This is a genomic window from Aporhodopirellula rubra (assembly GCF_014192335.1).
GTDB lineage: Bacteria > Planctomycetota > Planctomycetia > Pirellulales > Pirellulaceae > Rhodopirellula > Rhodopirellula rubra.
Map to the genome: position 1 here is coordinate 1 of NZ_JACHXU010000012.1, position 20,544 is coordinate 20,544.

Genomic DNA, 20,544 nt, shown 5'->3' on the forward strand with positions numbered 1-20,544 from the left:
CGCCAGTACGAGCAACGCGGTTGGCCGGTGTTGAGCGTTGACACAAAGAAAAAGGAGCTGATTGGCGACTTCGCTCGCTCCGGTCGAGCTTGGACCGATGGGGCTCTCCACGCGTTTGACCATGACTTTGGTTCCTACAGCAGTGACCAGAAGGCAATACCCTACGGTGTCTATGATACGGTCGCCAACGAGGCGTTCGTCTACTTGGCTACTGGAGCAGATACGGGTGAGTTGGCTGCGGACGCAGTTCGTCGTTACTGGTATCGAATGGGACAGTCACGCTACTCTGGGGTCGGGGGGATTTTAGTACTGGCTGATTGTGGAGGCAGCAACGGATACCGAGTTCCACTGTATCGAGAACGACTTCATCGAGTGGCCCAGTTGCTGGGCATTCCAATCCGAGTCGCTCACCTTCCGCCGTACTGCAGCAAATACAATCCGATTGATCACCGCCTGTTCTGTCATCTGCCACAGGCGATCAGCGGTCGCTTGGTCGAGTCACTTTCCTGGATGCAGTTGCTGTTCTCCAAAGTCAGCACACGAACCGGACTCCGAGTCATATGCGAATTAGCTCGCAAAACCTATCAAGCCGGCATTAAAGCGGCAGCCGAATTTCGTCAAAACGAACCGACAGAGCGTGATGAAACTCTCGGTCAATTCAACTAAGTTCTACCAGCATGAAATCCCGAAGTTATTTCCGAACAGCTCCATAACATCAAGAAATCAGAAAGATACTCGCCACAATGAACCCAATCGAATAATTTTCTCGCTGGCAACTTCTGCAAAGAGGAGACTTGATAATTTGAGTGCAACAATAGAACCACGCATACAGCTGTTCGGTGCCGTTTTCAAAGGCGAGCTCGATACGATCCGGCAGTTGTGTCAACAACACCCTGAACTCGCCGAAGAAAGCGTCTCCGAGAAAGGGACGACGATTCTTTCGCTCGCGGTTTCGAGAAAGAAGATAGAAACAATCCGATGTCTGATCGATCTCGGATTCAACATTAACGCTGTGCGACTTCCAGAGAGATCGACCGCATTGGCGATCGCAATTGGGAACGACCTCGACGAAATCACGAAACTGCTGATCGACTCGGGAACTGACCTACAACTGGGTCGGCCGTTGATTGGAGCTCTCAACCAACGCAAGTCACCCGAGCGCCGGATGCGTTATGTGCGTTGGTTGGTGGAAGCTGACGCAGATATTAATCAATTGCACAATCTTTACGGCGACCCGGCCAAGCGATTCACCGCCCTCGACTGGACGAATGATCCCGCGGTGGCAGACTACCTCAAATCCAAGGGTGCAAAAACAGCAGCGGAACTTGAGGCAGCGAATTTGCATCCGTCCAATGCGGCAAGCACCCGTTTGCCACCAGAAGACGAAACCATCTCCTACTTCAACACTCATTTTGGTGCGACACTCGCTCAATCACTTAACGAGATCGAGCCCGGGCTGCCAGCGATTGCAGTTCGTGTCATTCCCGCGGCAGGTAGTCGTCGGCATGTAACGCTCTACACCACTGGGTTGTCACACCAAGCGATGCCGCCTTTTAAAGGTAAAAATGATTATCGGTATGCGGAATTGTTCATCGAATTACCTGGGGATTGGATGTTTGCCAGCGACGATCCTCAATTTGCTTGGCCAGTGAAGTGGATGCGAAAGATCGCTTCCTATCCTCTTCAAAAACCCGTTTCGCTGGGTGGCCCACTCACGATCATTGCCTGCAAAGATCCGCCGCGGCCCCTCGGACCGAACACCCGATTCACCTCCATCATGCTGCTAGCGGAAAAGCATTTTCGACGCTCCGACGGGAACACGGTCCAACTCTTCCGAATGGTGCCGCTTTACCAGGAAGAACGAATTCTTGAGATGCGAGATGGTGCCGCCGCCTTGATGAGAGCATTCGACAGGCAGAGTGTTCCATTCATTGTGGATACCAGTCGATTGAACGTGGCAGTAAACTAATGCGTTTTAGCGGGGTCGCATCAAAGGTGTCCGGTACCGATTCGCCACCGTACTGCACCGGAGAACGCGGTAGCGTTCGCTCTCTTGGTTGCCATGGAATGCTTCGAGACTTGCCAATGGGGACGGAGACGGATTGCAAGATGGATCCGGCAGTGTTCGCTTCGCTCGACGGCCGGCTACTATCTAAAACGCCTTCGGCGTACCCGAGCAAACGCCTGCAACCGGCAATCTTTCACCTGTCACCCTCAAATCGTGATCGCTTCGGCAACTGGGATCGCGAAGATTTTTCCGTCGCCGATCTCACCTTGAGAGCCGGTTTTTGCGGCGGATCGGATGATGGCGATCGCCTCGTCGAGATCCTCGTCGTCGACGACGAGCTCCAAGATGACCTTCCTGAGCAGGTCGATGCGATACTCGTTGCCTCGGAAGGTTGCCGTCTGCCCGCGTTGCCGTCCGTACCCCAACGCGTCGCTGACCATCGTTTCGGGATAGCCCGCGTCCTGTAGCGCCGAGCGAACGGTCGACAGTCGGATCGGCTGAATGATCGCTTGAATCAGAATCATGAGCGTGTGGTGACGAGAGATAAAAAGAGCCTGCCGGTGCGTACGTCCGGTGATTCCAGCACACCCGGCCCCGCGTTGCAATCCTCGGTGGAAGAATTACCGCCTAACGGCGGACGCAAGTGCAGATGCAATCGAGACGCATCGGCAATGGAGCGGGATTGAACCCTGGCTTTTGGTTGTTCTCGAAATGGAAGTCTTGCAGACGCTTCAATCTGACACGAGTAATTCAGCAGGCGAATCAGTTAACAGCATGTCAGGACATTGGGCACAGTCTCGCCCGGCGTTTGACTCGCGAGATTGCAGCCGTCTTCGTGCACGCACCGTCGCACACAAAAAAAATGCAGCCTCGTTCAGGGGAACGGGGCTGCGTTGTTTTTTTTGCGTCGTGATCGCTCTGAATCACGTGCGACTTACGAAGTCGGGTGATCGCTCGATTCCGATTCACTGGCCGACGAAGGCATTTCCTCGGCTGCGACTCGTTTGGCTTCGGCGACGATCGCCATTGCCGCACGCAGTTCGAGAGGTGAAAAGTAACGGACGTTGCCGGTGTAGCGGCTTTCGACGCGGTTCTTCTTCGAGAGTTCTTCCCAGCTCAATCCGTCCATCAGGTTCCATGCTGCGGCTTGGGCCGTGTTCTGAGCAACTTGTCCGTTCCCGAGTGCTTGGCAAACGAGTGCGACAGCCGGATCGCTGGTGACGCGTTCCAGAGGAACGATCGCGTATTTCATGCGTGGGTTGGGATCCGGTTTTCCGTGTTCGAGGCAAACGGTGTTCAGGGCGACTTTCTGGACACGACCGGCAGGCACGGTGAACATTCCGCCGCCCATACCGCCACCGCCCATGCCTCCCATGCCGCCGCCCATTCCGCCCATGCCGCCGCCCATACCGCCGCCGCCACCCATGGCTTGACCGCCACCGCCGCCACCCATACCGCCGCCCATGCCTCCCATGCCGCCGCCCATACCACCCATGCCGCCACCCATACCCATTTGGGCATTAATGGGGACACCGGCGAACGCGGCTGGCATTTGGATTCGGATCGGTTTTTCGGTGAGGTTTTTAACCAGCAAGTTCGCTTTCGCGGCGTTTTGCGGGATAAAGGTCGCTTCGACCTGACCGGCGTCCATCGCCGCAAACAAACCGGCTTGGTCGAGGTCCTCCCCACCGCCGGCTACCGCACTGGGAGCCTGAGCGGAGTAGGAAACGGCGACCGCCGCGAGTGCGAACAAAGAAAGGATCGAGAAACGGGTAGGGTGCATTGAAAGGCGTTTCACAGCGTTGATCCGAGCAGAGAAGGGAGAGAGGTGGATCGAAAAGTCGAGAATTTGAGGCAGAACCCAAGATTCTAATCGAGCGGAGCGGATTTCACAAATTTTTCAAAGCGAAAGTGCGATTCTCGGCAGGAACCAACCGCGAGTCTGCGGGGCAGTCGACCGAACCGCCCGGTTCGTCCCCTTGGCAATGTCCGTTTGTACCGATTGTCCGCATCGAATCGTCCAAAAACCACTCGGCCGGCTGCAATTAGCTACGTCTTGTAGCTAAGTCTTGCGTTTGCCACTGATCGGCACGGCGAGCGGGCCACCGAACGCGTCGTAGATCACCAAGAAGTTCAACAGGCCGGCGATCATCGTGAACCAAGTTCCCATTTCATATCCGCTGCCGCGCCGGGCGTACCAGGCGGCGACTTCATCGGCTTCGCCTTCGAGAACGGGGCGATGCGGGGGTGCCATGAACCCACGCCACAGCGGCCGATAGCTGTCGAGGGTGCGTCCGGTCGTGGGGTCCGTGCTGCGCCGCATCCGGTCACCCTGAACGAGCGCGGGCAGGGCTGCGGCGCCGACACCGGCTTGCAAGAAATAATGCCACCGCCGGTCACCGGGTTGCCACGACGCGTAGACGACGTTCCAACCGCCCAGGGCGAACCCCAGGAACCAGATCGACAGAACACTGACGATGAACAACGTGCCTTTGGCGTGGCGGCCCTGATAAACGTGGCCGGCACCGGGCAAAATCCATGCGAGAAACGCTGCCAAATAACGGTTCCGGAGGTCAATTTCGATGTCATCGACCTCGATAATCGAATCGCCGTTGAGCACCTCCGAGGACAATTTGATTTGACCGGACTTTGGCGGAGAGTCCGATTTCTCGCTCTCATTACTTTTCGAACCTTCGCCGGATCTCGCCTTGGGGTTGGCGTCCGACTGAGGGGAAGGGGATGTCCGAGAGCGAGAAGCCATAGTCGTCTGAGTGTCGAGGATGTCGGCGTGCGAATCGCGGCGTTGCGATTGAGCACGAAACCGGAGGTCCGTTCCACCTTGCGTGGATGTACCGGTTCTGTGCGTGGCCTATTGTGCGAAATATTCGCTCCCGGCGATAGCCAAGCCACCCGGGCGATTCAGTTCGGCTAGAATCGTCAGATATGAAAGACTCATCTGTTGCCCCCGTTTTTCTTTTTGATCCCGCACGACAGCGGCGATTAATCGATGGTTTAGTAGGTCGGGTTGCTGCGTCACGTAGCGATCACGAAAGATTGCTGTTGGCACAGTCGGCCCAGCACCAGGACCTGGAACGCAAACTCGCCGAACAACTCGCCGAGGTGCGTCAAAATTGCCAGCAAGACCGAAACAGCACGCTGAGGCAATGGGACGACGCCCAAGAACAGGCGATCGCCGCCTACGAATCGGCCACCATCCAAACCCGCGATCAGCTGCGGCGGATCCGTATAAAATATCGCAAGGCGTCAGCGGAACAAACCGAGGTCATCGAGGGCAAAGTTGAAAAACGCCTGATCGCGATTGAGCACCAGTACAACCAACGAAAAGACCAACCGAAGAAACAGCAGGCCGCACAGAGCCAACAACTCGACGAAGCGTTGGCGGCCGGAAACGAAGACCTGCAGTGGGCCCGCGACTTGACGATGCGGCGCATCGACCAACTGCTCGACGTGTCGCTGCCCAAAGACCCGCACATCGAGTTCCAAGAGTCCGAACCGACGACCGTTCGTGACGCGATCGAACTGATCACCCGTCAAAATCGACGCGTCAAAGCCGTCACGGTGGACATGCAGAAAGGGTTTGCGTCCAAAGTCGTTGACTCGTTCTATTTGCCTGCAGGCGTGGCTGTCTTTATCGCGATCGGCGGGATCGTGATGTTGACGATGAAACCACAACCGTTGATTTGGTGGCTGATCGGGTTGGTGGCCGTCGCCGGTGTGCTCGGGTTCACGATCTATGCGATCTTGCTGTTCCCGCTCCGCAAAATGACTCGCAAACTGCATCCGCTCTCCGAACGCATTCGACACTCAGCGGAAACGTCGGCCCAGCAAGGAAAAACCATTTCGAAAAGGCTCGCCGAAGAGGCCGCCAAAGAATTGCTGGACCGTCGCAAAGCCCACATCGCCGAAGCCGAACGTTGGAAACGTGACCAGCTCGCCGACATGCAAAAGAAGCTCGACAAGGCACAGGCCGAAGAGCAAGCGAAACTCGAGGCTCAACTCGAACGCATCGACGCTCAATTTCGAAGTGGTTTCGCGACGTTACAAAAGACCATGCGAGAGCGAGCCGACACGCTCGCGTCAAACATCTCTCAAACACTGACTCAAACCGGTGAAGCGGCCGGGCAGACTCGCCAGAAAACGCTGCAAAACCACCAACAAACTCTCGAATCGCTCGCCACACGGCTCGAGTCCGGGCTGCGACGTGGGATGAGCCGGATACTTGCCGCGACCGACTTGGTTCATTACCGATTCCCTCCGTGGCAACAAATCCTGACTTCGCCGCCGGAGCCGCACGAGTCGATCGACTTCCTGCCGCTCGGTCAAATCCGTTTGGGCAATCGGCTAAAGACCAAATTTGACGAAGCGCTCGGGTACGCCCACAGCAGCGACGCGCCGGCCGAAGCGGACATTCTTTCGAAAATCGACATCCCCGACACCATGCCGCTGGCGATCCACCGCCGACGGCACTCGGGCGTGTTGATCGAAACGCCCTCAGAGAAACTCGACGAAGCGATCGACATCGCTCACCAAATTTTATGGCGATTGCTCAGCAGCGCGATGCCGGGACGCGCCCGCGTGACGTTGATCGACGCCAACAGCCGAGGCCAGCACTTTGCCAGCTTCATGGCACTCGCGGATCACGACCCGTTGTTGATCCATCACCGCGTTTGGACGACCAGTGACAAGATCACCCAACGTCTCGCAGAACTGACGCAGCATGTCGAGAACGTCGTGCAGGCGAGTTTGCGTGACCGGTTCGAAAGGATCGAGGATTACAACGAAGTCGCCGGGTCACTCGCCGAGCCCTATCACGCGATCGCCGCGGTCGGGTTCCCCGATGGACTCTCACGAGAATCGTACATGCACTTGCGATCGCTGATTCAAAGCGGTGCGAGGTGTGGCGTGTTCGTGATCCTGGTGATCGAAAACGATAAAGCGTGGCCGCCCGACATGCCGTCACTGCGCAGCGAAAAGCTGCTGCGGATCGGTTACCGCGAAGCCGTTGCCCCGACCGTTGCCGAGAAACCCAAGAGCAACTCCAGCGACAAAGACGGCAAACCGGCTTCGGATGAGATCCACGAGCCGGGCTCCGCCGCCCACTGGGTTTGCGAGTCCGATGGGCTCGGCGATCTTGAATTCTGGCCCGCGCCGCCGCCACCGTCCGAGGTACGTGATCCACTGATCCGCCGAATCGGAAAGGCTTCTTTGGAAGCCGCTCGCGTCGTCGTGGAGCTGGAGAGCCTGTTGCCCGAGGGGCGAGTCCCAACGCCTGAGGAAACCGCCAGCACGGACAACGGAATCGCGATCACGATCGGCAGCCAGGGTGCCGGACGCACCCGAAATCTGTTGCTCGGCGAAGGCGTCCGACAACATGTTTTAATTGCAGGTAAGACGGGTTCGGGAAAGAGCACGTTGCTGCACAGCATCATCACCGCGGGCGCCGCCCAGTACACTCCCGACCAACTGCAGTACTACCTGCTCGACTTCAAGAAGGGCGTCGAGTTCAAAGTGTACGCCGACACTGCGCTGCCGCACGCTCGTGTGATCGGAATCGAAAGCGAACGCGAATTTGGACGGAGCGTGCTGCAACGCCTTGATGCGGAACTGACATCGCGTGGTGAAGCGTTCCGCGATGCGAGCGTGCAGGAAGTGGCAGAATTTCGCGAGAAGCGGCCCGACGTGTTGATGCCACGAATCATTCTCGTGATCGACGAATTTCAAGAATTGTTCACCCGTGACGATTCGCTCGCAGCCGACTGCACGGCGCTGCTCGACCGGTTGGTTCGCCAGGGTCGGTCGTTTGGTATCCATGTCATTTTGAGTAGCCAGTCGCTCGCCGGAGCGAACAGTTTGCCGCGTGCGACACTGGGACAAATGGCAGTGCGTGTGGCGATGCAGTGCAGCGAATCGGACGCCGCGATGATTCTCGCCGACGATAACACGGCGGCCCGTTTGCTGACGCGTCCCGGCGAAGCGATTTATAACGACGCCAGCGGCCTGCTCGAAGGCAACCATCCCTTCCAGGTCGCGTGGTTGGGGCCGAAGGAACACGGGGCGATGTTGACCGAGATCGCCGAACGTGACGCGGCGTTCAACTCGACGCTCGAACCGGCGATTGTGTTTGAGGGGAACCGACCGAGCCGATTTACTGCGAAACTCGCGACCGCGGCAATCCAAACGGCCGCGTCATCGGACCGCGTGGTCGGTCTGCTCGGCGAAGCGGTCGAACTCGGGCCTCCCACCACGCTGCGTTTTCAGTCCGACACGGGCCGCAACGCGTTATTGGTCGCGCCGCCCAAAATGCGAGTTGGAATTGTGGGAACGTTCGTCGCCTCGGCGATCAAACACACCCCCGACCTTTCGATCGTTTTGCTCGACGGTTCACGTGCCGATGACGGCGAGTCGACTGCCGATTGGATTCGCCAATCAGGAATCGAATCCCAAATCGTCCGCACCCGTGACGCCGAAGCGAAGGTGATCGAACTGTCAAACCTCGTCGCCGCTCGCGTGGCAAAAGAAACCGGCCGCGAGGTCGAGGTGACACCGACACAACCCGATGAACACCGGAAATTCACCGGAACGTTTTCATTAGACAACCCAACGGGTGCTTCCGCCGACGGAGCGACATCGGACGGCAACATTCCCGACAGTGCCTCAGCGGACAGCGCTGTCGCCGAGCAACCAGAACCTGCACCGGAGCCGATTACCGATGACGGCCGGCCGATGTTGGTGATCGTCGATGCCCTCGACCGACTGCGAGATTTACGACAAAGTGAGCAGCTCGATTTTTCGCTCGACGCGGCCTACAAACAGAGCGGCAGCAAAGCGTTCCAGTCGGTGCTACGTGACGGACCGTCGGTCGGTGTCTTCGTAGTGGTCACACTCCCTTCGGCAGAGATTCTCTCGAGGTGGTTGCCTCGCCAGAGCCAGCACGATTTGGAACTGCGGCTGATCGGACCGATCAACGCGGCCGACTCGTCGCTGCTGATCGACTCGCCCGCTGCGTCTGAGCTATCCCCCGCCACCATGATCCTTTACGACGACGCCGATGGCCGCACCACGAAGTTCCGCATATGTGACCCGCCACTCCGCGAAGAAGTGGAGTTGCTACTCGGCTGATTCGCCTCGCCGGGTATTTCCCCGGGACGCAACGAATCGCCACCGTACGTTGATAACGTTCGGCCCCGCCATGCGATGCGTTGCTTTCGCCCTCTTGATGATTTCGCCCGCGATGACTTTCGCCGATTCCCCCGAACCGAGCGTGAAGACAATCCGCATCGCGTCGATGAACGTTTCGCTCTACGGCGACTCTGCCGGACAAGTGGCCGCGAAACTAGGCGGGGGCGCCGACGCCCAGGCGATCAAGCTGTCGCGAATCATCCGCACGATCCGCCCCGACGTTTTGCTGCTGTGCGAGATCGATCATGAACCGGACGCGACGACGGTCAATCGGTTCGCCGACCTATACCTGAACGCCGATCGATCCGACGTCACCGAACCGATCGATTACCCTTACCGATGGTCCATCCCTACGAACACCGGCCTGCTCGCGGACGTGGATCTCGACGACGATGGACGAACGGTCCTACCGACCGATGCTTGGGGATTTGGACGATATCCCGGACAGTACGCGATGGCGGTGCTGAGCCGTTTCCCGATCGACAGGGACAACGCTCGAACGTTTCAGAAATACCGCTGGTCGATTTTGCCCGACGCGTTACGCCCGACCGATCCCGAGACGGGCACGTCTTTTTACAGCGACGCGGTTTGGCAGCGACTGCGATTGTCGAGCAAGAACCACGTCGACGTGCCGATCGTAATTCCCGAATCAGCGGGCGGCCCACGGACGCTTCATTTTCTCGTCAGCCATCCGACACCGCCGGTTTTCGATGGGCCCGAAGATCGCAACGGGTGTCGCAACCACGACGAGATTCGGTTTTGGCGAGAGTACGTGTGCACTCCCAACGCTGAATTCCTGGTCGATGACAACGGAATCAGCGGCGGACTCGGCGACGACCAGTGGTTCGCGATCGCGGGCGATCTGAATTCCGACCCGCTCGCTGGTGACAGTCGCCAAGCCGGGATCAAGGAACTGCTCGCTTGTCCCCAAGTACAAAACGTTGCACCGAAGAGTGAAGCACACAGCGTGGCGACAGCGTTGTTCGGATCTCGACGGGTCCGAGTGGATTACGTGATTCCCTCCGTGAACATGCCGCTGGTCGACTGCGGGGTGGTTTGGCCGGAACCGAGCACGTCACTAGGGCGATGTCTCGACGCGACGGATCACCGTATGGTATGGATCGATATCAAACCAACTCCGCAATGATCCCCGACTCCCCATGACGCTGCAGCAAATTGAAGTTCCCGACTCTGTGAAGAAGATTGATTATCACGAGGGGGCCGAGCATCTGATCGATACCGCGAACGAGGCGATCGAAGCGTTCATGTTGGCCGACCAAACGGTGATCGAAAATTTCGTCACGTGCGATTTTCACCTTCTCGATCAAGCACTCACGTGGGTCGAAGAACAACACCTGCTCGCCGGCAACCGGTTTTGCGAATGGGGAGCCGGATTCGGCGTTGGAGCAATGCTGGCGGCGATGCGTGGGATGGAAGCGGTCGGCATCGAAATCGAACCGCGACTCGTCCAAGAAGCCAACGCGGTCGCTCAGTCGCTCGGGAATTCAGCACACGTCTACTGCGGCAGCCTGGTGCCACGCGGCGTCGAAGGCCTGGCGGAGATCGCCAACGAAGTCAGAAACGTCGACACCGAAGAAGATGACACCTACGACGAAATCGGGCTGAACGTCGACGACTTCGATCTGTTCTTCGCATTCCCGTGGCCCGGCGAACATGGTTTCTTCGAACACATTTTCGACGCGCGAGCGTCCACGGGTGCATTGCTGATGACGTATCGCGGACGCGAAGGGATTAACCTCGTTCGCAAAGTCTGACGCAACCGCGACCTCCGGTGCGGCGACGACTGATTCGTCGATGCGTAACCGAATCAAACGGCCTCTGCAGTCGTGACGTGATCCCGGCCAGTTGTGCTCGCAAATCAGATACAGTAAACGTCTTGCGCCGGTGCTGTTCCGGACTAATCGCATTCCAACCGTCCCCAAGTCAGGTCAACCACTTCATGCTGCTCAACAAACTCATCCACCCCGAAATCACTTCCGTTCTCGCCGCGTCGGGTCACCACAGCACGATTCTGATTGCCGACGGAAACTATCCCGCGTTGAACAAACGTGGGCCCAACGCGAAATTGGTCAGCATGAATTTGATGCCGGGTCTGATCACGTGCGATCAAGCCCTGCAGGCGATCCTGTCGGCGGTTCCGATCGAAGCGGCGATGACGATGGAGACCGAAACCTCGGGCCCGTACGCGCTCGACGGAGATCCACCGGTCTGGGAAGACTTCCGAAAATCGCTGCGCGACGCGGGATCGAAAGTCGAACTGAAGTCGCTCGAAAAGTGGGCGTTCTACGATCACGTGATCACGCCCGATCATGTACTGACGATTCAAACGGCCGACCAACAGCGATACGCGAACCTGCTGCTCGTGGTCGGAGTTCGAATGGACGAAACCGCTTAGAACGGCGTTGCGACCGGAACGTCGAAAGGGATACTCGGCAAGAGCGACGGCGATCAAGGAGGCCATTGGAACTCTCGCCGAGTTCCGTTGGCCTCGTTGGGGGATGAAGCGAAAGCCTGCCGGTTCGGTTTGCTAGCATCGGCAACCGTTTCCTTTTTTTAATTTTTCGTTTGATTCCAGTGACCCTTCGCGCATAGACTCTTACTTCGGCACTGTCGTTACGTATACCAGTGCCAGGCGATTGAGCGATGTGCTGTCGCGTAAAAGGGGCAAACGCGGAGGGAAGAATTGAGCCAACCGAGTGCGAGGTCAGGGCCACTGCAACGCCCCGCGATCCGAGCGGCGATGCTCGCCATGATCGGATGGGCGGCTTGGACAGCCCCCTCTCCAAATTGGGATCTGCCGACGCGATTGCAACCGAATTCCGGTGTGGAACCAACGGCTCGGCGAATTGATTCCGACGCGTCGATTTCTCCTTCGATGCGAATGCCGCTAATGAAGATCCAGCTCAATGACGCGAGCATTCGTGAATTGGGTTTACTTCCGAGCGTCGGGCCGAACATGGCTGCACGAATCCAAGGGCACCGACAGCAGAAGGGGTCCTTTCAATCGTGGGACGATTTCAGCACAATCCTCGGCATGGGACCGTCAACGATTGAGACCATTGATCCATGGTGCGAGATTGACCAAACCGAGTCGGCGTTCTATCGTTCGGACAACAATATCGAGCCCCCCCTCCGCCACATTACTTTGGATAGATGAGATGGCATTAGCCGAAGACAAAGTTCGCGAAGCCCTCAAAGAGGTCATCGACCCTGAATTGTATGTCAACATTGTGGACCTCGGATTGGTCTACGTTGTCGAGGTCGGAGACGAGAACGAAGACGGTCGGCACGACGTGAATGTCGAAATGACCCTGACCAGTCCCATGTGTCCCGCTGGACCACAATTAGTTGCGGGCACCAAGGCGGCTGCAGAGTCGCTCGAAGAGGTCGATGCGTGCGAAGTCAAAGTCGTCATGGAACCTGCCTGGTCGCCTGAGCGGATGACCGACGAAGCACGTGACCATCTCGGCATCTATTAACAGGCCTCGTCGAATTGCTCCAGCATTCTCTTGAGATTCGCGTCGCCTATCAGGAAACCGATGGCCAGCGACGCGTCCACCACGCCAACTATCTGAACTATTTCGAACGTGGTCGTGTCGAAATGCTGCGGAGCTTCGGGCACGACTACAAAGGGATTGAAGACCGCGGGATGATGTTCGTCGTGACGGAAATGAATGTCCGCTACTTCGCGCCCGCTGACTTCGACGACGTGCTGACGATCACGACCGAAGTCGTTGAACTGAGGAAAGTTCGCATGCGGCATCGGTATACGATCCGTCGAGGTGATACAGTATTGGTGGAAGCTGACTCGGTAATCGCGTGCGTGGATCGCAACGGAAAACCTGCTCGGTTACCTGATCTGACTCCCGTCCACCAACCTGACAAAGAACTTGCCTCGTGAGATCCCAAACGATTTCGAATCGGAACATTCTTCTCCTCTTTTTCATTGCCGGCCTTACCTCAATCGGCTGCGGACCCGAACGACTGAAACCGGACGATTTGCCCCGGCGTGAACGTGAGGAAGTGATCGTGTCGTCACCGGCTCCCGCTGCGGACGCGCCGGCAACGGCTGCATCCCCCGACACCAGCACCACGCCAAAATCGGATCCGGATTCGACCCGCGACGATGCATTCCGGGAAGCAGCCATGCAGGGTGATCTGCAAACGGTGAAACAACTGGCAACCGACGGCACCGAAATCGATGCGGCCGGCCCCGGAGGTCGAACGGCACTGCAACTCGCAGCCTTCGACGGACATCTCGATACGGTCGAATGGTTGATCGATCAGCACGCCGATGTTGACCACCGCGATGAATTCGGTCGCACCGCGTTGATGTACGCGGCGACGGGTGCCAACGCATCAACGGTGAAAGCCCTGCTGTCCGCCGGCGCGGACTTGCAGCTGGTCGATGGCGACGAACATTTCAACGCGTTGATGTTCGCCGCCGCCGAAGGACAGGCGGAAGTCGTCGAGCTGCTGCTCGAGAAAGGAGCCGATCGTTCGGCGAAAGACATCGATGGCGAAACAGCGATGGACTTTGCGAAAGCGAACGGTCACGACGCCGTCGTCAAACTGCTCGACTGATCGCGGTCAACTGATTGACTTGATCGCATCAATCAAGCCATCAACATGCTCGAGCCGGTGTGCCGCTGACAACGACACCCGCAAACGGGCGGTGCCTTCAGGGACCGTCGGCGGCCGGATCGCGGGAACGTAGAAACCTCTTTCCCGCAGTCGTTCGCTGATTTCCACTGCCCGCGCGTCATCACCAACAATGATCGGAACAATCGGGATCCCTTCATCCAATTCGCTCACCGGTACAACGGCGCTGAACTCATCCGGAAGGCAGTCCACGATTTTTCGACGCAGATGAACCGCGAGGCTTGCGACGTGCTCACGTCGCTCGTTCCAGTCCGCCATCGAGGTGATGACCCGATGAGCCCCGGCCGCAGTACGCGGCGATAACGCAGTACTGAAAATCAACGTGCGGCAAAATTGAATCAAATAATCAATCACGACACGGGGGCCGGCGACAAAGCCGCCCTGGTGTCCCACTGCTTTACTGAGCGTGCCGATACGGACTGCGATTTCCTGTTGCACCCCCATCGCCTCGCAAAGCCCGCCGCCGCGAGGGCCGAGCACTCCCGTTCCGTGCGCCTCGTCGACGAGAATCTGTGCGTCGTGCTCTCTCGCGACACGAACGAGATCGTACAGCGGTGCCGTGTCACCATCCATGCTGAACACGCCGTCCGTGACAATCCAGACGCGCCGAAACTCACCTCGCCGCTCGCTCAAGATTCGATCGACACATTCGACATCGCAGTGAGGATAAATCTCGCGCTCTGCATTCGATGCTCGGCAACCATCGATCAACGAGGCGTGATTGAGTTGATCGCTGAGAATCAGATCACCTTGCCGGCACAGCGTCGCGATCGTGCCGCTGCATGCCGCGTAGCCGGACGGGAAAACGACTGCGGCTTCGGTCCCCTCGGCACGGGCGATCGCGGCAGCCAATTGTTCGTGATGGGGCGTCCAACCACACACCAACGCGCTCGCGGTCGCCCCGCAGGCAACAAGGTCTTCGTCACCTCCCGATTCCTCCTCCGCCGAGTCAGGCACGCTCAACGCGGTAGGGCCCGACGATCGGTGCGCGAGGCCATCGGCAACAACGCCTAAATAGTCGTTGCCGCCAAAATTCAGCAATCGAACTGACTGGGCGGTGACGAGGTACGGACCGCTAACGCTCTGCACCACCAACCGACGCCTTCGCCCGAGACTCGACATCTGGTCGAGCGAAGCGGCGAAGTCGTCAAAGGGGCTACGATCAGACATAAAGCAGAACGAGAGAGGAATGCACCGACTGCGACAGGTATCGGCCGCAGCAGTGTACACGCCCGAGCCAGTACACTTCACCGCATCTCGCGGTCGTTCATCGCATCCGGAATCGCCAGATCCGGAATCGCCAGAATTCAGTCACCCGAAGTCTGGCGACCTCGGTTATGTCTCTTCCGAAAATACTCTAGACCGCAGCCATTGACTCGCGAACCATCGAAACGGCAACACCGAGGACTTCTACGACGCCGGGGGCGGCGATCTCGTCCGCGGTTTTCGACGCGTTCAGCGAAGCGTCCCACGTACGCAGCACAACGCGACCATCGCTCATCTTGACGACAACCAGCGAGTTGTCCGCACATTCGCGGTCCTGTTCGATGATCAGGAAATCACCATCGAGGACGCCGTGCTCGGAAAACGAATTGCCCGAAACTTGAACGACGAATCGTTCACCGGTGGCAAGCGTTTTCCCGAGATCGATCGCGTCGGTCGGGTTCGTATCCAGGGCAACAGGATGGTTCGAGACGACGCCCATCAGCGGCAAGCCGGTGGTCGATCGTGCATTTTCACCGGTGAGTTCAATCGCACGCGATTTGTTCGCTTTTCGCGAAATCAAACCTTTGCGTTCAAGTGCACGCAAGTGACACATCACACCGTTGGGACTTTTGATTCCGAAGTGCTCGCCAATCTCACGAACGGTCGGGCCGTATCCTCGCTCTTGAATGAGCGAGCGAATCAGCTCGTAAACCTTCTTCTGGCGGTCGGTCAGTTGTGGTTTAGCCATAAAACCTCGTTGTGGGGCAGTCCAACGGGATATCGGAGGGAGGGGGGAGGCGGGGATCTATTGACAAGTGAACTATAGCCCACGAATCACTTTGACGACGGCATTCTATCGCGGGAATACTGACGTGATATCACTATTCACCTGCACACCGCACCTATTGGTGCGTCAATTGACCGCCCGCTAATAATGAGCAATCTCAATGCACTTTACGAAGTGTCGCGTATACGAGCGTGCAGAAGAATCCCCCTCAATTGGGTTTTCTTACAAAAATTGCGCAAAATTTTGGCCCGATCCGGGTCCCGTTATCGCGAAACGTAAAAAATCAGCATGCTGATTCCGAAGGGAATGCACCAGTAGGCGAACCAATGCAGACGTGCCTCACGGCTCCATCGGATCAGCCACTTGAGCGCAAAGATGCCGACCACAAACGCGCACGTCGCTCCGATCAGCAACGTCGCCACGGGAAGATCCGACGCCGCTTCGGTTCCATCAAGGAGATCTTTCACCGCCAAAGTCGTCGCGCCCAAGATCGCGGGAATGGCCAGCAAGAACGAGAACGTGACCGAATCCTCATTGCTTAACCCCATCAAGCGACCTCCTAGGATCGTCGATCCACTGCGACTGATCCCCGGCAGAATAGCGACGGCCTGGAAGCAACCGACGATGATCGCGCCGAGCCAGCCCATTTGGGTGTATTGACCCACAGCGGGTTTGATTTTTCCGAGCACAATCAGCAAAACCCCCGTGACGATTAACATTGCCGCGGCGAGCACCGGACTTTCAGTCAGCCACGGGAACCCTCGCTTGATCGTCAAACCGACGACGACGGCGGGCAGTGTGCCGACGACCAACAATCCGATCACCCGGCGGTCACTCGTGAGCAGATTCAAAATTCGTCGCCAGTAAACGACGAGGATCGAACCGAGCGTTCCGGCATGAAGGATGATCACAAGCGTCGCCGACTCGCCAAGATCGCCTAATAAGTTGTCCAAAATCACAAGGTGTCCGGACGAACTAATCGGAAGAAATTCAGCAATCCCCTGCACAACGGCGAGAATCAGAACGCGAATGAGCTCGGGCACGTGTCAGAACCGCATTGAAAGGGTGAAAAAGGATCGGGCATTGCCAATGTTGTGTTCCAAACTACTTTAGCTTGGTGTTTCGCCTACCTCTGGCCAGACATTTTTCCGAACATCCCTCGCCGCCTGACTGAACCTGTGACGAACGCTTCTGAGATTGACGATTGTAACGATCTGGTCCCAGTCGATGGCTGCGCGAATTCGCAGCAAGGCGACGACGCGGCCCCCGCTACGCAAACCCACGCACGGCATGCAGGATCATTCACCGGCGATTTCGTCAATGTTTTCCGTGGATTTTGCATGGGTGCCGCGGACACAGTGCCCGGCGTCAGTGGTGGAACGGTTGCGTTGATCCTCGGCCACTACGATCGATTGATCGCCGCGATCAGCAACATCGATAGTGAAGCGGTCGGAATGCTCCGCGCGCGTCGATGGGGATCCCTTATCGAGAAACTCGACCTTCGATTCACAATCGCGCTCGGCGTGGGAATCGTCGCAGGCATCGGATCACTCGCTGGTTTAATGCATCACCTGTTGCTGCACCAGATGAATGAAACCATGGCGGTGTTCTTTGGGTTGGTATTGGCCAGTGTTTGGGTCGTTCGGCGAAACGTTGCACGTTGGACTCTCGGTCCGATCCTGGGAACCGTCGCAGGAATCGCAATCGCGTTGGCGGTTTCGAAGATTCCAGCCAGCCATGGCGACATTAACTTGGTGTACCTTTTCTTGAGTGCATCGATCGCAATCTGTGCGATGATCTTGCCGGGCATCAGCGGCGCTTTCGTGCTCTTGTTGCTCGGCGTGTACGAACCAGTGATCGGGATGATCAAGCAGTTCTTCAAACTCAACATCGACCTTGCGATCATCTCACGCCTGACCGTGTTCGCCATCGGATGCGGGTTCGGACTGCTCGCCTTCTCCCGGCTACTCAATTACTTGCTTCGCCATCACCACGATCTCACGATGGCGACGCTGATCGGACTGATGATCGGTTCGATCGGGCGTCTCTGGCCACTGCAAGCCGTCACCGCGGAGACCGCTGATCTCGAACTGAAGTTTCAAGAGCACGTCTTCATTTCGGCATCACAGTACGACGGCAGCGTCGTGATTCTGGCCGTGCTCGCAGTGGTCGCCGCCGTCGTTGTCCTCGTGGCCAACCGCGTCACGCGTCACGCCAACATCGAAGGCTAAACCGGGACGCCAGCGGACAGCGATCTCGAACGATCACGGAACCTCGAAAGCGGCCGCGCCGCTCGCGAGCAACCCAAGCGCGCGTGCCGACGCCGCGAGCGTCTTCTTTGGCGACGAAATCCCCGTCGCCGAACCGCCAGGGAAGACGGTGCGCCGCTGAAGCGAATCCGTCATTTCAACGGCTGAGCCACGCGGCCAATCCCGGTCAAAACCGATCACTTGAGTGAAACTTTCCATAAAAACGAAAGAAAACTGTCGCACCGCTCCGGAAATCGGGTGTGGCAATCTGTCTATTTTCGCCAAACCTCCTTCCTTTTGGAATTAAGTGCTTGCATTCCGCCCTCCCTGGAAGAATACTTTCACGCACTGAAAGAAAACTATCACGGTTCCGGAAAAGAAGACTTTGTCCACCGAGTCGCGACGAGAGAAACTGCGAGACCACGTGCGAGCCCAAGGGTTTGCCGCGTTGGGCGAACTCACATCAATTCTCGGCGTCAGCGAATCGACCGTCCGCCGCGACCTCGAGGCACTCGAGGACGCCGGCCAAACGCGGCGCACTCACGGCGGCGTCTATTGGACGGGCGAGACCGACACGATCAGCACGTTCCGATCGCACCGCGATGACGGATGGGCGAGGAAGCAGTCGATCGGCCGCATGGCCGCGACACTGATCGAAGACGGCGACACGATCCTGCTCGATGGCGGCAGCACGGTCTACGAACTCGCTCGATTGATCGTGAACCGACCGCTGCAGGTCGTCACCAATTCATTGCCGGTCGCTCATTTGTTGTCGACGAGTGACTCGATCGATTTGATCATGATCGGCGGATGCGTTCGCCGGCGGACTTCCGTCACGATCGGACCGATGGCCGACGCCATGCTGGCCGACATCAACGTGGCAAAGACATTCTTGTCCGTCGCGGGCGTGACCGAACGCGGGTTCTTCAACAGCGACATGATGCTGGTCGAGAGCGAGAAGGCGATGCTCGCGGCGGCCGATCAAACGATTGTCCTGGCCGACAGCACCAAGTTCGGCAAGGTCAGTTTGTCCCAGATATGCCGGTTGGAAGACGTGGGTCAGGTGCTCACCGACAGCGAGTTGGACAAACGCTGGAAATCTATATTCGAATCTGCGGGCACCGAACTACTGTTGGCAGCATCGGCGTCCTCCTCTGCCCCGACACCCACCGCTTCGCAGGGCGCGCCCGTCGCCTCCGATTCGTCGATCCACTCAAACTCACTTTCTCCTTCCTCACACCATGCCGATTCGGCAAACTCCCTATGAGCATGACCGTCGATCGAGCACAGATCGAAGCGCTCGTCCGCAGCGCGATCCAACAAACCCGATCCAACATGACTGCCGCTCCGGCTCAACCCGGCGCCCCCGTTCACTCCGGTGCAACGAATGGCACGCCTCTCGGATGGGTCGATGGCAAACCGAATCTCCGCGTCAGCATTTCGGCGCGGCACTGTCACCTGACTGACGAACATGTCGAGATCCTATTCGGCCGCGGCAGCGTGCTCGAGCCGGACAAGGATCTCTACCAAGACGGCTTTTACGCGGCCAAACAAACCGTGATGGTCGTCGGCCCACGTCGCCGGATGTTGCCGAACGTTCGCGTTCTCGGCCCGACGCGTCCCTTCAGCCAACTCGAACTCGCGTTCACCGATTCGATCTCGCTCGGCATCGATGCACCGGTTCGCCACAGCGGCAAGATCGAAGGCACGCCGGGTTGCGTCTTGGTCGGCCCCGCCGGTTCGGTGCAATTGGATCAAGGCGTCATTCGTGCCGCCCGCCACGTTCACATGAACGATCACGACGCCGCGTACTACGGTGTTTCCAACGGCGACATGATGCAGTTGCACATCAAGAGTAACGATTGCGGCGTGATCTTCGACGACGTCCTCGTTCGCGAAGACAAGGCTGCGAAACTCGAAGTTCACATCGATACCGACGAAGGCAACGCGTGCAACTTGGACGCGGCAACCGAAGTCACCTTACAACCGATGCCCAAACCATGTGCCTGCGGGCACTGATTGACGGTTAATTCTTTCCACTTCCCCAACCCTCTCAGAAGGACCAATTTCGATGGCAAAAATTAGTGAAGCGCTCGGCATGATCGAGACCAAAGGGTTCGTCGCCCTGGTCGAAGCATCCGACGCGATGATGAAGGCTGCCAATGTGCAGTTCCTCGGCTGGGACAAAGTCGGCGCCGGATTGGCTGCTGTCTTCGTCACCGGTGACGTTGCTGCGGTGAAAGCCGCCACCGACGCCGGCGCTGCTGCGGCAGGTCGCATCGGCGAAGTCGTCAGTGTTCAGGTCATCCCACGTCCGCACGCGGATTTGGAAAAGATCATGAAGCTGCCCGCTGCTACCGCGGCTAAGAAATAGCATCTCGCGTTACTTACCAAACACACACTCTCTCAGC

Annotated in this window: 21 protein-coding genes; 14 read left to right on the top strand and 7 right to left on the bottom strand. The window is 57.9% G+C overall.

Annotated elements, in window-relative coordinates:
- Positions 1-666 (top strand): ISAzo13 family transposase (locus FHS27_RS16520; protein ID WP_184306016.1); only part of this gene is annotated, 666 nt, incomplete at its 5' end.
- A gap of 136 nt (positions 667-802) precedes the next feature.
- On the top strand, positions 803-1,969 hold the full coding sequence (locus tag FHS27_RS16525; protein ID WP_184306017.1) for a suppressor of fused domain protein: 1,167 nt from the start codon (positions 803-805) through the stop codon (positions 1,967-1,969).
- Between the two features lie 245 nt (positions 1,970-2,214).
- Here the strand turns inward: FHS27_RS16525 and FHS27_RS16530 are convergent, their stop codons facing one another.
- The 3 genes from FHS27_RS16530 to FHS27_RS16540 form a co-directional block, all read right to left on the bottom strand.
- Entirely contained in the window at positions 2,215-2,532 is a 318-nt protein-coding gene (locus tag FHS27_RS16530; protein ID WP_009102730.1) for a P-II family nitrogen regulator, read from the bottom strand.
- A 410-nt stretch (positions 2,533-2,942) separates the two neighbouring features.
- Complete coding sequence (locus tag FHS27_RS31140; protein WP_009102726.1) at positions 2,943-3,806, bottom strand: hypothetical protein; 864 nt, start codon at positions 3,804-3,806, stop codon at positions 2,943-2,945.
- A 264-nt stretch (positions 3,807-4,070) separates the two neighbouring features.
- On the bottom strand, positions 4,071-4,769 hold the full coding sequence (locus tag FHS27_RS16540; protein ID WP_184306018.1) for a DUF6677 family protein: 699 nt from the start codon (positions 4,767-4,769) through the stop codon (positions 4,071-4,073).
- A 182-nt stretch (positions 4,770-4,951) separates the two neighbouring features.
- On the opposite strand from FHS27_RS16540, the gene FHS27_RS16545 reads away from it, so the two are divergent.
- The 8 genes from FHS27_RS16545 (at position 4,952) to FHS27_RS31145 (ending at position 13,813) form a co-directional block, all read left to right on the top strand.
- The gene (locus FHS27_RS16545; protein WP_184306019.1) at positions 4,952-9,148 is read left to right on the top strand and encodes an FtsK/SpoIIIE domain-containing protein; all 4,197 of its coding nucleotides are present in this window, start codon (positions 4,952-4,954) and stop codon (positions 9,146-9,148) included.
- Positions 9,149-9,260: 112 nt separating this feature from the next.
- Positions 9,261-10,355: an endonuclease/exonuclease/phosphatase family protein gene (locus FHS27_RS16550; protein ID WP_246419941.1), complete on the top strand. Its 1,095-nt coding sequence runs from the start codon at positions 9,261-9,263 to the stop codon at positions 10,353-10,355.
- A gap of 13 nt (positions 10,356-10,368) precedes the next feature.
- Positions 10,369-10,983, top strand: a complete 615-nt coding sequence (locus FHS27_RS16555) for a hypothetical protein (RefSeq protein ID WP_184306021.1) — start codon at positions 10,369-10,371, stop codon at positions 10,981-10,983.
- Between the two features lie 185 nt (positions 10,984-11,168).
- Positions 11,169-11,624 (top strand): RbsD/FucU family protein, encoded by a 456-nt coding sequence (locus FHS27_RS16560; RefSeq protein WP_044256476.1) that lies wholly within the window; start codon positions 11,169-11,171, stop codon positions 11,622-11,624.
- A gap of 288 nt (positions 11,625-11,912) precedes the next feature.
- On the top strand, positions 11,913-12,386 hold the full coding sequence (locus tag FHS27_RS16565) for a ComEA family DNA-binding protein (protein ID WP_184306022.1): 474 nt from the start codon (positions 11,913-11,915) through the stop codon (positions 12,384-12,386).
- A gap of 1 nt (position 12,387) precedes the next feature.
- The gene (locus tag FHS27_RS16570) at positions 12,388-12,708 is read left to right on the top strand and encodes a metal-sulfur cluster assembly factor (protein ID WP_184306023.1); all 321 of its coding nucleotides are present in this window, start codon (positions 12,388-12,390) and stop codon (positions 12,706-12,708) included.
- 14 nt (positions 12,709-12,722) lie between these two features.
- Positions 12,723-13,130, top strand: coding sequence for an acyl-CoA thioesterase (locus FHS27_RS16575; RefSeq protein WP_009102706.1), 408 nt, complete (start codon positions 12,723-12,725; stop codon positions 13,128-13,130).
- Positions 13,127-13,813, top strand: a complete 687-nt coding sequence (locus FHS27_RS31145) for an ankyrin repeat domain-containing protein (RefSeq protein WP_184306024.1) — start codon at positions 13,127-13,129, stop codon at positions 13,811-13,813. The genes FHS27_RS16575 and FHS27_RS31145 overlap by 4 nt, the downstream gene beginning before the upstream one ends.
- A gap of 6 nt (positions 13,814-13,819) precedes the next feature.
- Here the strand turns inward: FHS27_RS31145 and FHS27_RS16585 are convergent, their stop codons facing one another.
- From FHS27_RS16585 to FHS27_RS16595, 3 genes are all read right to left on the bottom strand, one after another.
- Positions 13,820-15,061, bottom strand: a complete 1,242-nt coding sequence (locus FHS27_RS16585; RefSeq protein WP_184306025.1) for an aminotransferase class I/II-fold pyridoxal phosphate-dependent enzyme — start codon at positions 15,059-15,061, stop codon at positions 13,820-13,822.
- A 187-nt stretch (positions 15,062-15,248) separates the two neighbouring features.
- Positions 15,249-15,845, bottom strand: coding sequence for a transcriptional repressor LexA (lexA, locus tag FHS27_RS16590; RefSeq protein WP_009102701.1), 597 nt, complete (start codon positions 15,843-15,845; stop codon positions 15,249-15,251).
- Positions 15,846-16,147: 302 nt separating this feature from the next.
- Positions 16,148-16,927 (bottom strand): undecaprenyl-diphosphate phosphatase, encoded by a 780-nt coding sequence (locus tag FHS27_RS16595; RefSeq protein ID WP_184306026.1) that lies wholly within the window; start codon positions 16,925-16,927, stop codon positions 16,148-16,150.
- A gap of 135 nt (positions 16,928-17,062) precedes the next feature.
- On the opposite strand from FHS27_RS16595, the gene FHS27_RS16600 reads away from it, so the two are divergent.
- Positions 17,063-18,115, top strand: coding sequence for a DUF368 domain-containing protein (locus FHS27_RS16600; protein ID WP_184306027.1), 1,053 nt, complete (start codon positions 17,063-17,065; stop codon positions 18,113-18,115).
- A 33-nt stretch (positions 18,116-18,148) separates the two neighbouring features.
- Here the strand turns inward: FHS27_RS16600 and FHS27_RS16605 are convergent, their stop codons facing one another.
- Entirely contained in the window at positions 18,149-18,352 is a 204-nt protein-coding gene (locus FHS27_RS16605; RefSeq protein ID WP_184306028.1) for a hypothetical protein, read from the bottom strand.
- A gap of 166 nt (positions 18,353-18,518) precedes the next feature.
- Here FHS27_RS16605 and FHS27_RS16610 point away from each other — a divergent pair, with 166 nt between their 5' ends.
- Genes FHS27_RS16610 through FHS27_RS16620 form a run of 3 tightly spaced genes read left to right on the top strand, consistent with a single transcriptional unit; the run spans position 18,519 to position 20,507 of the window.
- Positions 18,519-19,400 carry a DeoR/GlpR family DNA-binding transcription regulator gene (locus FHS27_RS16610; protein ID WP_044256555.1) on the top strand — a complete coding sequence of 294 codons (882 nt, stop codon included), beginning with the start codon at positions 18,519-18,521 and terminating at the stop codon, positions 19,398-19,400.
- Positions 19,397-20,152, top strand: a complete 756-nt coding sequence (gene pduL / locus FHS27_RS16615) for a phosphate propanoyltransferase (protein ID WP_184306029.1) — start codon at positions 19,397-19,399, stop codon at positions 20,150-20,152. The genes FHS27_RS16610 and pduL overlap by 4 nt, the downstream gene beginning before the upstream one ends.
- A 52-nt stretch (positions 20,153-20,204) precedes the next feature.
- Positions 20,205-20,507, top strand: a complete 303-nt coding sequence (locus FHS27_RS16620; protein WP_009102689.1) for a BMC domain-containing protein — start codon at positions 20,205-20,207, stop codon at positions 20,505-20,507.
- The last annotated feature ends 37 nt before the right edge of the window (positions 20,508-20,544 follow it).